This is a genomic window from Streptomyces sp. NPDC094032 (assembly GCF_040303965.1).
Taxonomy (GTDB): domain Bacteria; phylum Actinomycetota; class Actinomycetes; order Streptomycetales; family Streptomycetaceae; genus Streptomyces.
Map to the genome: position 1 here is coordinate 59915 of NZ_JBEOUE010000004.1, position 12039 is coordinate 71953.

Annotated in this window: 11 protein-coding genes; 6 read left to right on the forward strand and 5 right to left on the reverse strand. The window is 71.4% G+C overall.

The features are described 5' to 3' along the window. The first annotated feature begins 137 nt into the window (after positions 1-137). The gene (locus ABTZ54_RS08465; protein ID WP_351658686.1) at positions 138-1967 is read left to right on the forward strand and encodes an APC family permease; all 1830 of its coding nucleotides are present in this window, start codon (positions 138-140) and stop codon (positions 1965-1967) included. Between the two features lie 53 nt (positions 1968-2020). Here the strand turns inward: ABTZ54_RS08465 and ABTZ54_RS08470 are convergent, their stop codons facing one another. The 5 genes from ABTZ54_RS08470 to kdpB (ABTZ54_RS08485) form a co-directional block, all read right to left on the reverse strand. Further along, positions 2021-2575 (reverse strand): hypothetical protein, encoded by a 555-nt coding sequence (locus ABTZ54_RS08470; RefSeq protein ID WP_351658688.1) that lies wholly within the window; start codon positions 2573-2575, stop codon positions 2021-2023. Between the two features lie 54 nt (positions 2576-2629). Continuing rightward, positions 2630-3409 carry a GNAT family N-acetyltransferase gene (locus ABTZ54_RS08475; protein WP_351658690.1) on the reverse strand — a complete coding sequence of 260 codons (780 nt, stop codon included), beginning with the start codon at positions 3407-3409 and terminating at the stop codon, positions 2630-2632. Between the two features lie 71 nt (positions 3410-3480). Then, complete coding sequence (locus ABTZ54_RS35695) at positions 3481-3552, reverse strand: 50S ribosomal protein bL37 (protein ID WP_502997211.1); 72 nt, start codon at positions 3550-3552, stop codon at positions 3481-3483. A gap of 42 nt (positions 3553-3594) precedes the next feature. Beyond that, the gene (locus ABTZ54_RS08480; RefSeq protein WP_351658692.1) at positions 3595-4428 is read right to left on the reverse strand and encodes an SDR family NAD(P)-dependent oxidoreductase; all 834 of its coding nucleotides are present in this window, start codon (positions 4426-4428) and stop codon (positions 3595-3597) included. Between the two features lie 274 nt (positions 4429-4702). Next, positions 4703-6796, reverse strand: a complete 2094-nt coding sequence (gene kdpB, locus ABTZ54_RS08485) for a potassium-transporting ATPase subunit KdpB (RefSeq protein WP_351658694.1) — start codon at positions 6794-6796, stop codon at positions 4703-4705. A gap of 426 nt (positions 6797-7222) precedes the next feature. Between kdpB (ABTZ54_RS08485) and ABTZ54_RS08490 the strand changes: the two genes are divergently transcribed. From ABTZ54_RS08490 to ABTZ54_RS08510, 5 genes are read left to right on the forward strand one after another with little or no spacing between them, the layout of a single operon-like run. Beyond that, positions 7223-7369, forward strand: a complete 147-nt coding sequence (locus tag ABTZ54_RS08490) for a hypothetical protein (protein WP_351658696.1) — start codon at positions 7223-7225, stop codon at positions 7367-7369. Beyond that, on the forward strand, positions 7366-7455 hold the full coding sequence (gene kdpF / locus ABTZ54_RS08495) for a K(+)-transporting ATPase subunit F (protein WP_063785316.1): 90 nt from the start codon (positions 7366-7368) through the stop codon (positions 7453-7455). Before ABTZ54_RS08490 ends, kdpF begins: the two co-directional genes overlap by 4 nt. A gap of 8 nt (positions 7456-7463) precedes the next feature. Next, the gene (kdpA, locus tag ABTZ54_RS08500; protein WP_351658698.1) at positions 7464-9128 is read left to right on the forward strand and encodes a potassium-transporting ATPase subunit KdpA; all 1665 of its coding nucleotides are present in this window, start codon (positions 7464-7466) and stop codon (positions 9126-9128) included. Next, positions 9125-11278 carry a potassium-transporting ATPase subunit KdpB gene (gene kdpB, locus ABTZ54_RS08505; protein ID WP_351658700.1) on the forward strand — a complete coding sequence of 718 codons (2154 nt, stop codon included), beginning with the start codon at positions 9125-9127 and terminating at the stop codon, positions 11276-11278. Before kdpA ends, kdpB (ABTZ54_RS08505) begins: the two co-directional genes overlap by 4 nt. A gap of 5 nt (positions 11279-11283) precedes the next feature. Continuing rightward, positions 11284-11958: a potassium-transporting ATPase subunit C gene (locus ABTZ54_RS08510; RefSeq protein WP_351658702.1), complete on the forward strand. Its 675-nt coding sequence runs from the start codon at positions 11284-11286 to the stop codon at positions 11956-11958. Positions 11959-12039 lie beyond the last annotated feature (81 nt).

A 12039-nucleotide genomic window follows, 5' to 3' on the forward strand; every position in this document is an offset into this window, starting at 1 on the left:
TGCGGGGGCGCTCGTCAGGATCGCGTCAAGAGCGGCCCTCCGCGCGTCAAGAGCGCGGGAGGAACGCGCGGTGGTGGCCGGAACGCGGCTCAGGCTGGGCAGATCTGTCGGGATCTGTTCAGAAGGGGAATGCGAGCATGGGCGTCCAGGCTGTGGAGAGCGAAGGCGTACGGGGTGTCGAGGAGCCTCCTGATACCGGGGCCCGGCACCGGCTCACCGCCGTCACCGGGCTCGCCGCCCTGTCGCTCGACGCGATGGCGTCGGTGGCGTATGGGCCCGAGGCCATCGTCCTGGTGCTCGCCGCGGCCGGCGCGCACGGGCTCGGGTTCACCCTGCCGGTCACGCTGGCCATCGCCGGACTGCTGGCCGTGCTCGTCGCCTCGTACCGGCAGGTCATCGCCGCCTTCCCGGACGGCGGCGGATCGTACGCGGTGGCCAAGGCGCACCTCGGGCGCCGGAGCAGTCTGGTCGCCGCCGCCTCGCTCGTCCTCGACTACGTCCTCAACGTGGCCGTCGCCGTCACCGCCGGAGTCGCCGCCCTCACCTCGGCCTTTCCCGGGCTGTACGGGGACCGGCTGTGGATCTGTCTGGGCGTGCTGGTCCTGGTGACCGGGGTGAATCTGCGGGGGATCGTCGACTCGGCGCGGGTCTTCCTCGTGCCCACCGCCGTGTTCGTCGGCGCGATCCTCGCCATGGTGGTGGTCGGGCTCCTCCGTGACGCGCCCGTCTCCACCGCCACCTCCGCCGGGCACGCCTCCGTCCTCGCCGACAACGCCGTCTCCGTCGGCGCGCTGCTGCTGCTCAAGGCCTTCGCCTCCGGCTGCTCCGCCCTCACGGGTGTCGAGGCCATCGCCAACGCCGTGCCCTCGTTCCGGGCCCCCGCCGTCCGCCGTGCCCAGCGGGCCGAGGTCGCCCTCGGCGTGCTCCTCGGGGTCATGCTGATCGGCCTGTCCGTGCTCATCTCCCGGTTCGGGCTCCAGCCGGTCGAGGGCGTCACCGTGCTCGCGCAGCTCGCCGATGCCTCCTTCGGGCACAACTGGGTGTTCTACGTGGTGCAGTTCGCCACGATGGTGTTGCTGGCGCTCTCGGCGAACACCTCGTTCGGCGGCCTTCCGGTGCTGTTGAAGCTGCTCGCCCGGGACAACTACGTGCCGCACGTCTTCGGGCTGAAGGCCGACCGGCAGGTGCACCGGCACGGGGTCGTCTGGCTGGCCGTGGTGTCGGGTGCGTTGCTGGTCTTCTCCGGGGGCGACACGAATACGCTCGTTCCGCTGTTCGCCATCGGTGTCTTCGTGGGGTTCACGCTCGCCCAGACCGGGATGGTGCTGCACTGGCGGGCCGGGCGGCAGTGGGGCAAGGCCGCGCTCAACGGGTTCGGGGCGCTGCTCACCGGTGTCTCGGCGATCGTCGTCGCCGCCACCAAGTTCCATGACGGGGCCTGGCTGATCGTCATCGCCCTGCCGCTGATCGTCGGCCTGTTCGAGGCCGTCCACCGGGCGTACGGGCGGATCGGCGAGCGGCTCGGTGTCGGGCGGGTGCCCGAGCCGCCGCACCGCGCGCACTCCCTGGTGCTGGTGCCGGTCTCCTCCCTGACCCGGCTCACCAGCGAGGCCCTCACCGCCGCCGTCTCCCTGGGCGACGAGGTCCGCGCGGTCACCGTCTGCCACCCCGACCCGGAGGACCGGGAGCAGACGGAGGCCCTGGAGCGCGACTGGGCGCTGTGGAACCCGGGTGTCCCGCTGGTCCGGCTGACCTCCGAGCGGCGTTCCCTGGGGCGTCCGATCAGCGCGTACGTACGGGAGCTCTCCGCCGGCCGGCCGGACATCCGCGTCACGGTGCTGGTGCCGGAGGCCGAGCCGGAGCGGCTGTGGCAGCGGCTGCTCCAGAACCAGCGGGGAGCCGTCGTCGCCCACGCGGTGCGCCGGGACACCGACGCGGTCGTCTGCCGGCTGCGGCTGCGGATCTGACGTCGGGTCCGTGGGTGTGGCGCCGTCCCCGGGTGGGGCGGCGCCACGCGTGTTCAGAGGCCCGACACCTTGAAGACCGTCTCCGCCGTCTCCCGGTCGATCCTGCGCTGCAACTGGTCCAGGGCCGTTCCGCCGCACAGCAGCGTGCCCTCGCGCTGGGAGGTGCGGGCGGCGGTGTCGACGAGCTGCCACAGGGGCGGGTTGGCGATCAGGACGCCCGGGTCGAGTTCGGCGCGGTTGCCGTACCGGTCGCGCAGGACCAGGCGTTGGGCCACGCCGTTCGACCAGCGGACCGACACCAGGCGGTCGGTGCGCACGCTGTGCCGGGACCACAGGCCGCGCACGGTCAGCCGGTTCGGCGCGGCGGACACCCGGGCGGGCAGCAGGACGACGAAGAGCAGGACGGCGAGGGTGAGCCACAGGGCGGTGCCCCAGGTCTCCAGGCCGCCGTCCATGGTGTCGATGCAGAGGCAGGCGGCCAGGAGCAGGACGGCGCAGCCGGTGGCGGCCCGCGCCTCGGCGGGCCAGCTCGTGTCGTGGACGGTGTCGGGGGGCTCGGCGGGGGTGCCCGCCGCGAACGGGGTCTTGTGGAGCTTCATGGGTTTCATGGAACGGACGCTAGGCCCGGCGGCCGGGGCCGCCGGGCCGCCCTGACACGCCGTTTACGCGGCGTACGGCAACCTTGACGCCGGGCTGACGCGTCCCGTCGCGTAGTGCGTGTATTCGCGCGCGAGCCGGAAGCCGGCCGTCCAGGCGAGGAGCCGACTGGGCCGGTTGTCCCGGGAGCAGCACCAGCTGGCGGTGCGGCCGCGGGCCGCGATGTCGGCGGTGAGGCCCGTGACGCAGGCCAGGGCGAGGCGTCGGCGGCGTTCCTCGGGGGCCGTCACACAGGCCACGTCCTCGTACGCGCCGCCGGCGAACCGGGTGCAGGCCACGGCGAGGATCCGGTCGCGGCGGAACGCGGCCCAGCCGTGCCCGGAGCCCGCCAGGCCGATCGGGCCGCCCCAACTGGCGTGGATCCAGGCCATGGTGGGGTCCAGGGCCGCCAGGGCCGGGCTGTCGTCGGCGGTCAGGCGGCGGACGGTCACGCCCCACGGCGGGTGCGGGCCCTCGACCGGGACGCGGTGCACGTAGAGCATCCGCTCCCAGGGGTCCAGCCGTTCGAAGGCGGCGCCCAGGGCGGGCAGGAAGCGGTCGGGGGCCTCGACGTAGTGGCCCGCGAGGGGGGTGAGCTCGGCCGGGGTGACCGCGGTGGGGTCGCCGGCCAGGAGGGTGTGTCCGGCGCAGGAGACGCCCACGATCCTGGGGTGCTCGGTCCGGTCGCTCCACCAGTGGCCGTGGCCGGTGGTCAGGACGTGCTCGGCCAGGGTCGACGTGCCGGGGGCGCCGGTGGGGAACGCGCGTGCGGCGGACGGGGGTTGGTGGGCTGGGTGCTTGATCATCCGTACTCCCGGCGGAGGGGGAGGGGCGGCCCGTCCCCCCGGACGGGCCGCCCCTGGGGCGGTCGGCGCTGTCAGGCGGCCCTGCGGCCGTGGTTCGCCTTCTTCTTGCGGCGGTCCTTCTTCTTGCGGGCGCGCTTGGACATGGCGGTGTGCTCCTTGGGGTGTTGTCCAGGTAGGGGTGTTGTTCAGGCGGTCTGGCCGACGAGGACGTCGGCCAGCTTGGTGAGGCGCTTGACGGTGCGCTCCTCGGTGGCGCCGGGGGCCGGGGAGACCCGGTGGTCGAGGTCGTAGTAGGCGCCGTTGACGATCTCGACGGCCGGGTCGCAGAGCCGTACGACATGGGCGGCGCCCTCGGCCGGGGCGACGCCCTCGTGGGCGTACAGCGGCAGCAGGCTGGTCGCGCAGATGCCCGGGTGGACGGAGACCGCGGTGACGCGCGGGTCGGCGGCGAAGACCGTCAGGGCCAGCTGCGACTGGGCGTAGGCGGCCAGCCGGGAGTAGCGGCGGGCGCGGTTGGGGTCGGACCACTGGATGGAGCCGGTGCGGTGCAGCGAGGAGGACACGTTCACGACGCGGCCGCCGGGGGCGGTGGTCAGCGCGGGCTCCAGGAGGTGGGTGAGGAGGTAGTGGGCCAGGAAGTTGACCTGGAAGGCGATCTCGTTGCCGTCGGCGGTGACCGTGTGGCGCTCGGGCGCGGCCATGCCGGCGTTGTTGACGAGGACGTCCAGGCGCGGGTGGCCTGCGGCGACCCGGGCGGCGAGCAGCTCGACCTCCTCCAGGCGGGTGAAGTCGGCCCCGTACGCGCACAGTCGCTCGGCGGGGACGTCGGAGAGGGTGACGAGCCGGTCGACGGCCGCGTGCGCCTCCTCGGCCGTGCGGCCGTGCACCAGGACGGTCGCCCCGCGTTCGGCGAGCAGCCGCGCGGTCTGGTGGCCGATGCCGGAGGTGGCGCCGGTGACGAGGACGGTGCGTCCGGCCAGGGAGGACGGGGAGGACGGGGCAGACGGGGCAGAAGACATGGCGGGTCCAGAGAGAGTGAAGGGATGAAGGGATGAAGGGATACGAAGAACGGGGCGCCGGACCTCAGCGGTCACGGCGCCCCGTGGCGGAGTGCGGGCAGGCGTCAGCGCAGGGCGGACGCGCCCGGACGGCAGCGGGGCGTGCGACTCGGCGACGCCTGATGAGGCGGCCGGTCGAGCAGGAGCCACGCGCTGTTCACATGTCCCATCGAAGCGTCGAGGCGGTCGCCGGGCAAGGACAACGGGCTTTCTCTGACGCTCTTCTGACGGGTGTTCACCCGAGGCCGGGGATCGTCGAGACCAGCAGGTCGATCGCCTTGATGCCGAGGAACGGCAGCACCAGGCCGCCGAGCCCGTACAGCGTCAGGTTCCGGCGCAGCAGCTCGTGCGCGGAGGCCGGGGTGTAGCGGACGCCGCGCAGGGCGAGCGGGATCAGCGCCACGATGATCAGGGCGTTGAAGATGATGGCCGAGGTGATCGCCGAGGTCGGGCTGTGCAGGCCCATGATGTTGAGCGCCTCCAGGCCCGGGTAGGCGCCGGTGAACATGGCGGGGATGATCGCGAAGTACTTGGCGACGTCGTTGGTGATGGAGAAGGTCGTCAGGGCGCCCCGGGTGATGAGGAGCTGTTTGCCGATCTCGACGATCTCGATGAGCTTGGTCGGGTTGGAGTCCAGGTCGACCATGTTGCCGGCCTCCTTGGCGGCGGAGGTCCCGGAGTTCATCGCCACGCCGACGTCCGCCTGGGCGAGGGCGGGGGCGTCGTTGGTGCCGTCGCCGGTCATCGCGACCAGCTTGCCGCCGGCCTGCTCGCGCTTGATCAGGGCCAGTTTGTCCTCGGGGGTGGCCTCGGCGAGGAAGTCGTCGACGCCCGCCTCCTGCGCGATGGCCCGGGCGGTCAGCGGGTTGTCGCCGGTGATCATGACGGTACGGATGCCCATGCGGCGCAGCTCGCCGAACCGCTCCCGGATGCCGTCCTTCACCACGTCCTTGAGGTGCACGATGCCGAGCACCCGAGGCCCGTCCCAGTCGTGCACGGCCACGAGCAGCGGGGTGCCGCCGCTCGCGGCGATGGCGTCGGCCCAGGTCCTGGCCTCGGCGGGGACGGGCCCGCCGCGCAGCGTGACCCACTCGGTCACCTGGGCCGCGGCGCCCTTGCGGATGGCGCAGCCGGCCCCGTTCTCCCAGCGCAGGTCGACCCCGCTCATCCGGGTCCTGGCGCTGAACTCGACGTAGCGCACCTCCGCGAACTCGCCGGGGGCCGGCGGCAGCAGCCCGTACCGCTCCTTGGCGAGGGTGACGACGGACCGTCCCTCGGGTGTCTCGTCGGCGAGCGAGGAGAGCTGGGCGGCGTCGGCGACCGTCCCCGCGTCGACGCCGGGCAGCGGGACGAAGTCGGCGGCCTCGCGGTTGCCGTGGGTGATGGTGCCGGTCTTGTCGAGCAGCAGGGTGTCGACGTCGCCCGCCGCCTCGACGGCGCGGCCCGACATGGCGAGCACGTTGCGCTGGACGAGCCGGTCCATGCCCGCGATGCCGATCGCGGAGAGCAGGGCGCCGATCGTGGTGGGGATCAGGGTGACCAGGAGGGCGACCAGGACGGTGGTGGACTGGGCGGCGTCCGCGTAGCGGGCCATCGGCTGGAGGGCGAGGACCACCAGGACGAAGACGATGGTGAGCGCCGAGAGCAGGATGTTCAGGGCGATCTCGTTGGGCGTCTTCTGCCGCCGCGCGCCCTCGACCAGGGCGATCATCCGGTCCAGGAAGGAGTGTCCGGGGCGGGAGGTGACCCGGACCACGATCCGGTCGGACAGCACCGTCGTACCGCCCGTGACGCCGGAGCGGTCGCCGCCCGCCTCGCGGATCACCGGGGCGGACTCGCCGGTCACCGCCGACTCGTCGACCGCCGCCACCCCGTCCACGACGTCGCCGTCCGCCGGGATCAGCTCCCCGGCCTCGATGAGGACGAAGTCGAACTGGCGCAGCTCGGTCGCGGCGACCGCCTCCGTCTCGGCGGTGTGGACGTTGGTCCCGTACCGCCAGTGCTTGAGCCGCAGCGCCACCGTGTCCGTACGGGCCCGGCGCAGCGACTCGGCCTGCGCCCGGCCCCGGCCCTCGGCGACCGCCTCGGCGAGGTTGGCGAAGATCACCGTCAGCCAGAGCCAGGCGCTGATCACCCAGGTGAAGACGGAGGGGTGGACGAGCGCCGACAGGGTGGTCAGGACCGATCCGACGGCGACGACGAACAGCACCGGATTGCGCACGAGCGCGCGCGGATGCAGTTTGCGTACGGCCTCGGGGAACGAGGTCAGGAGTTGTACGGGGTCGAGCAGGCCGCCCGGGACGGCGCGCCGGGAGGTGGCGGAGGACATGGCGGTCCCCTTCGTGAGGTCGTGAGGCCGTGCGGCCGGGAAGGGGCCGCCGCCGGGGCGGCGGCCCGCCGGTCCAGGGATGGGTGTCCTGGGGGACCGGCGGGCCGCCGGGCGGGGCGCGGTGCGCGAGGAGGCGCGCGCCGCGTCGGCTGCCTCCGAGGGCGGTCAGGCCACTGACGTCCTCGAAGCTGAGCGGCCGAGGAGGAATCTAGGGCCGATCGGGGCCGGGCGGGGCCCCGGCGGAAGGGTGTTGACGGCCTTCTGACGCGGCCCGACAAGGGCGCGTCAAGAGCGGCGCCGACCGGTCCCGGCGGTGTGGTGACCGGTCTCGGCGGGGTCCTGACCGGCTGCTGACCGGATCCGGCGTAGAGGATGCGTAAAGAGGACCGCCGGCGGCGTTAGGGGGCCGTCAACGGCGGCGGTGACGTGTCTGAAAAGCGGTTTGCTCGGCACGTCAGAAAAATCCGCTCTCTCTGTCAGGAGCTCACGATGGCCGACCTGGCCTTCGTGGTCACCACGATCGCGGTCTTCGCGCTGGTGGCCTTCATCGCCAAGGGGGTGGCGAAGCTGTGAACGCCGAGAACATCGTCGGCCTCATCGTCGCCGTCGCCCTGCTGGGGTATCTGGTCCTCGCCCTCGTCAAGCCGGAGAGGTTCTGAGCCCCGACATGAGCCCTGTCCTCGCCGGCATCCTCCAGCTCCTCGCCCTGATCGTCGCCCTCGGCCTGTCCTATGTGCCGCTGGGTGACTACATGGCGAAGGTCTACTCCTCGGAGAAGCACCTCAAGCCCGAGAAGTGGATCTACAAGGCCATCGGAGCCAATCCCGACACCGAGATGCGGTGGCCCGCGTATCTGCGCGGCGTGCTCGCCTTCTCCGCGGTGAGCGTCCTCTTCCTCTATCTGCTCCAGCGGCTCCAGGGCTCCCTGCCCGGCTCGCTCGGCTTCGTCTCCATCGACCCGGACCAGGCCTTCAACACGGCCGCGTCCTTCGTCGCCAACACCAACTGGCAGTCGTACTACGGCGAGCAGGCCATGGGCCACGTCGTGCAGACCGGCGGCCTCGCGGTGCAGAACTTCGTCTCGGCGGCGGTGGGGATCGCCGTGGCGGTGGCCCTCGTGCGCGGCTTCGCCCGCTCCCGTACCGGCGAGCTCGGCAACTTCTGGGCCGACCTGGTCCGCGGCACCGTCCGTATCCTGCTGCCGATCGCGGTGATCGGCGCGCTCGTGCTGGTCGCCACCGGCGCCATCCAGAACTTCGCCGGCATCCACGAGGTCGGCCAGTTCATGGGCGGCACCCAGCAGTGGAACGGCGGCGCGGTCGCCTCGCAGGAGGTCATCAAGGAGCTGGGCACGAACGGCGGCGGTTACTTCAACGCCAACTCGTCCCACCCCTTCGAGAACCCCAACGGGCTCTCCAACCTCTTCGAGATCTTCCTGATCCTGGTCATCCCCTTCGCGCTGACCCGCACCTTCGGCCGCATGGTCGGCTCGGTCAAGCAGGGGTACGCGATCCTGGCGACGATGGCCACCATCTGGGTCGGCTTCACCGCCCTGATGATGTGGACCGAGTTCGCCCACCCGGGCCCCGCCTTCGACCTCGCGGGCGGCGCCATGGAGGGCAAGGAGACCCGCTTCGGCATCGGCGGCTCGTCGATCTTCGCGGTGGCGACCACGCTGACCTCGACCGGCGCCGTGAACTCCTTCCACTCCTCGTACACCGGCTTCGGCGGCGGCATCACCATGCTGGGCATGCAGCTCGGCGAGATCGCGCCCGGCGGTGTCGGCTCCGGCCTCTACGGCATGCTGATCATGGCGATCATCGCGGTGTTCATCGCAGGTCTGATGGTCGGCCGCACCCCCGAGTACCTGGGCAAGAAGATCGGCACCCGCGAGATCAAGTACGCGGCCTGCTACATCCTGATCACCCCGGCCCTCGTGCTGACCTTCACCGCGCTGGCGATGGCCCTGCCGACGCCCGCGGACTCGATGACCAACTCCGGCGCGCACGGCTTCTCCGAGATCCTGTACGCCTACACCTCGGGTGCCAACAACAACGGCTCCGCCTTCGCGGGCCTGAACGCCGACACCCAGTGGTTCAACACGACGATCGGCATCGCGATGCTGCTCGGCCGCTTCCTGCCGATGGTGTTCGTGCTCGCGCTGGCCGGATCGCTCGCCGAGCAGGCACCCGTCCCCGAGACCGCGGGCACCCTGCGCACCGAGAAGCCGCTGTTCACCGGACTCCTCGTCGGCACCATCATGATCATCACCGGTCTGACCTACTTCCCGGCCCTCGCGCTGGGCCCGCTCGCCGAAGGGCTCGCGGCATGACCACCGACGTAAAGAATCAAGAGGACGCCATGTCCCGAGCGACCTCCTCCGCCGCCCCCTCGGGGGTCGCGCCCCACGACGACCTGTCCGGCGGGCACACGCCGTCGGCCGGCCGCGTCGGCGCGGGCCTGTTCGACCCGAAGCAGCTGCTCAAGTCGCTGCCGGACGCGATCCGCAAGCTGGACCCGCGCGTGATGGTCAAGTCGCCGGTCATGTTCGTGGTCCTGGTCGGCTCGGTGGTCACCACCGGGCTCGCGATCAAGAACCCGGGCGACTGGTTCGGCTGGGCGATCACCGCCTGGCTCTGGCTCACCACGGTCTTCGCCAACCTCGCCGAGGCCGTCGCCGAGGGCCGCGGCAAGGCGCAGGCCGACACCCTGCGCAAGGCCAAGACCGACACGGTCGCCCGCCGTCTGACGAAGACCGGCGAGGAGCAGGTCCCCGGCACCGAGCTGCGCATCGGCGACCTGGTGGTCTGCGAGGCGGGCGACGTCATCCCCGGCGACGGCGACGTCGTCGAGGGCGTTGCGAGCGTCGACGAGTCGGCCATCACCGGCGAGTCCGCGCCCGTCATCCGCGAGTCCGGCGGCGACCGTTCGGCCGTCACCGGCGGTACGAAGGTGCTGTCCGACCGGATCGTCATCAAGATCACGACGAAGCCCGGCGAGACCTTCATCGACCGGATGATCAACCTGGTCGAGGGCGCCGCGCGGCAGAAGACGCCCAACGAGATCGCCCTCAACATCCTGCTGGCGTCCCTCACCATCGTCTTCCTGCTCGCGGTCGTCACGCTGAAGCCCTTCGCGATCTACGCCGGGGCCGACAAGCAGACCTCGATGATCGTCCTCACGGCGCTCCTGGTCTGCCTCATCCCGACGACGATCGGCGCCCTGCTCTCCGCGATCGGCATCGCGGGCATGGACCGGCTGGTCCAGCGCAACGTCCTCGCGATGTCGGGCCGCGCGGTCGAGGCCGCCGGCGACGTGTCGACGCTGCTGCTCGACAAGACCGGCACGATCACCCTCGGCAACCGCCAGGCCGCCGAGTTCGTCCCGGTCAAGGGCACCACCGAGGCCGAGGTCGCCGACGCCGCCCAGCTCTCCTCGCTCGCCGACGAGACGCCCGAGGGCCGCTCGATCGTCGTCCTCGCCAAGGACAAGTACGGGCTGCGCGAGCGCCACCAGGGCGAGCTGGAGCACGCCACCTGGATCGAGTTCACCGCCCAGACCCGTATGTCCGGCGTGGACGTCGACGGCAAGCAGACCCGCAAGGGCGCGACCGGCTCGGTCATCGCCTGGGTCGAGGAGCAGGGCGGCACCGTCGCCCCCGACGCCCGGGACCTGACCGACGCGATCTCCCAGGCAGGCGGCACCCCGCTGCTCGTGGCGGTCAAGGACGACAAGGGCGCCCGGGTCCTCGGTGTCATCCACCTCAAGGACGTCGTCAAGGAGGGCATGCGCGAGCGGTTCGACGAGCTGCGCCGCATGGGCATCAAGACGATCATGATCACGGGTGACAACCCGCTGACCGCCAAGGCCATCGCCGAGGAGGCCGGTGTCGACGACTTCCTCGCCGAGGCCACCCCCGAGGACAAGATGGCGCTGATCAAGCGCGAGCAGGCCGGGGGCAAGCTGGTCGCGATGACCGGCGACGGCACCAACGACGCCCCGGCGCTCGCGCAGGCGGACGTCGGCGTGGCGATGAACACGGGCACGTCGGCCGCGAAGGAGGCCGGCAACATGGTCGACCTCGACTCCAACCCGACCAAGCTCATCGAGATCGTCGAGATCGGCAAGCAGCTCCTGATCACCCGGGGCGCCCTGACGACCTTCTCCATCGCCAACGACGTCGCCAAGTACTTCGCGATCATCCCCGCGATGTTCGCGGTTGCCTACCCCGGCCTGGACAAGCTGAACATCATGCAGCTCGCCTCGCCGGAGTCCGCGATCCTGTCCGCCGTCATCTTCAACGCGCTGATCATCATCGCGCTCGTGCCGCTCGCCCTGAAGGGCGTCCGCTACCGGCCGACCAGCGCCGACAAGATGCTGCGCCGCAACCTCGGACTGTACGGACTCGGCGGCCTGATCGCCCCGTTCATCGGCATCAAGATCATCGACCTGCTCCTCTCCCTCATCCCCGGAATCGGCTGACGGCAATGAACAACTCCGTAGGAAACGCAGGGCGGTTGCTCTGGGCGGGCCTGCGCGCCCTCCTCGTCCTCACGGTCGTGTGCGGCGTGCTCTACCCGCTCGCCGTCACCGGCCTGGCCCAACTCGCCTTCCACGACAAGGCGAACGGCTCCGAGATCAAGGACGCGAGCGGGAAGGTCGTCGGCTCCGAACTCATCGGCCAGACCTACAACCTGCCGCTGAAGGCCGGCGAGGAGACGGCGAGCCCGGACCTCAAGTGGTTCCAGCCGCGCCCCTCGAACGGCCTCGGCAGCAACAGCGTCAACACCCAGTACAAGCTGATCCTTTCGGGTGCGACGAACCGCTCCGGCGACAACGCCGACCTGATCAAGTGGGTGACCGACGCCAAGGCGGCCGTGGTCAAGGACAACTCCACCGCCGGCTACAAGGTGAAGCCGTCCGACGTCCCCGCGGACGCCGTCACCTCCTCCGGCTCGGGCCTCGACCCGCACATCTCCCCGGAGTACGCGAAGATCCAGGTCCACCGGGTCGCCGAGCTCAACAAGCTGGACGTCGCCGCGGTCGACAAGCTGGTCGCCGACCACACCGACGGCCGGATCCTCGGCTTCGTCGGCGAGCCGCGGGTCAACGTCCTCCAGCTCAACATCGCGCTGAAGGCACTCGTGGCGGCCAAGGGCTGACACGCACCACCGCACGCAGCAGGCCCCGCGGGCCCGGGAACGACCTCCCGGGCCCGCGGGGCCATGAACAGGAAGGCCGCA

What these genes read in the sequence shown, in the direction of transcription:
- ABTZ54_RS08465 (WP_351658686.1), top strand. Translation starts at nt 138, where the DNA reads ATGGGCGTCCAGGCTGTGGAGAGCGAAGGCGTACGGGGTGTCGAGGAG.
- ABTZ54_RS08480 (WP_351658692.1), bottom strand. Translation starts at nt 4,428, where the DNA reads ATGTCTTCTGCCCCGTCTGCCCCGTCCTCCCCGTCCTCCCTGGCCGGA.
- ABTZ54_RS08475 (WP_351658690.1), bottom strand. Translation starts at nt 3,409, where the DNA reads ATGATCAAGCACCCAGCCCACCAACCCCCGTCCGCCGCACGCGCGTTC.
- kdpB (WP_351658694.1), bottom strand. Translation starts at nt 6,796, where the DNA reads ATGTCCTCCGCCACCTCCCGGCGCGCCGTCCCGGGCGGCCTGCTCGAC.
- ABTZ54_RS08510 (WP_351658702.1), top strand. Translation starts at nt 11,284, where the DNA reads ATGAACAACTCCGTAGGAAACGCAGGGCGGTTGCTCTGGGCGGGCCTG.
- kdpB (WP_351658700.1), top strand. Translation starts at nt 9,125, where the DNA reads ATGACCACCGACGTAAAGAATCAAGAGGACGCCATGTCCCGAGCGACC.
- ABTZ54_RS08470 (WP_351658688.1), bottom strand. Translation starts at nt 2,575, where the DNA reads ATGAAACCCATGAAGCTCCACAAGACCCCGTTCGCGGCGGGCACCCCC.
- kdpA (WP_351658698.1), top strand. Translation starts at nt 7,464, where the DNA reads ATGAGCCCTGTCCTCGCCGGCATCCTCCAGCTCCTCGCCCTGATCGTC.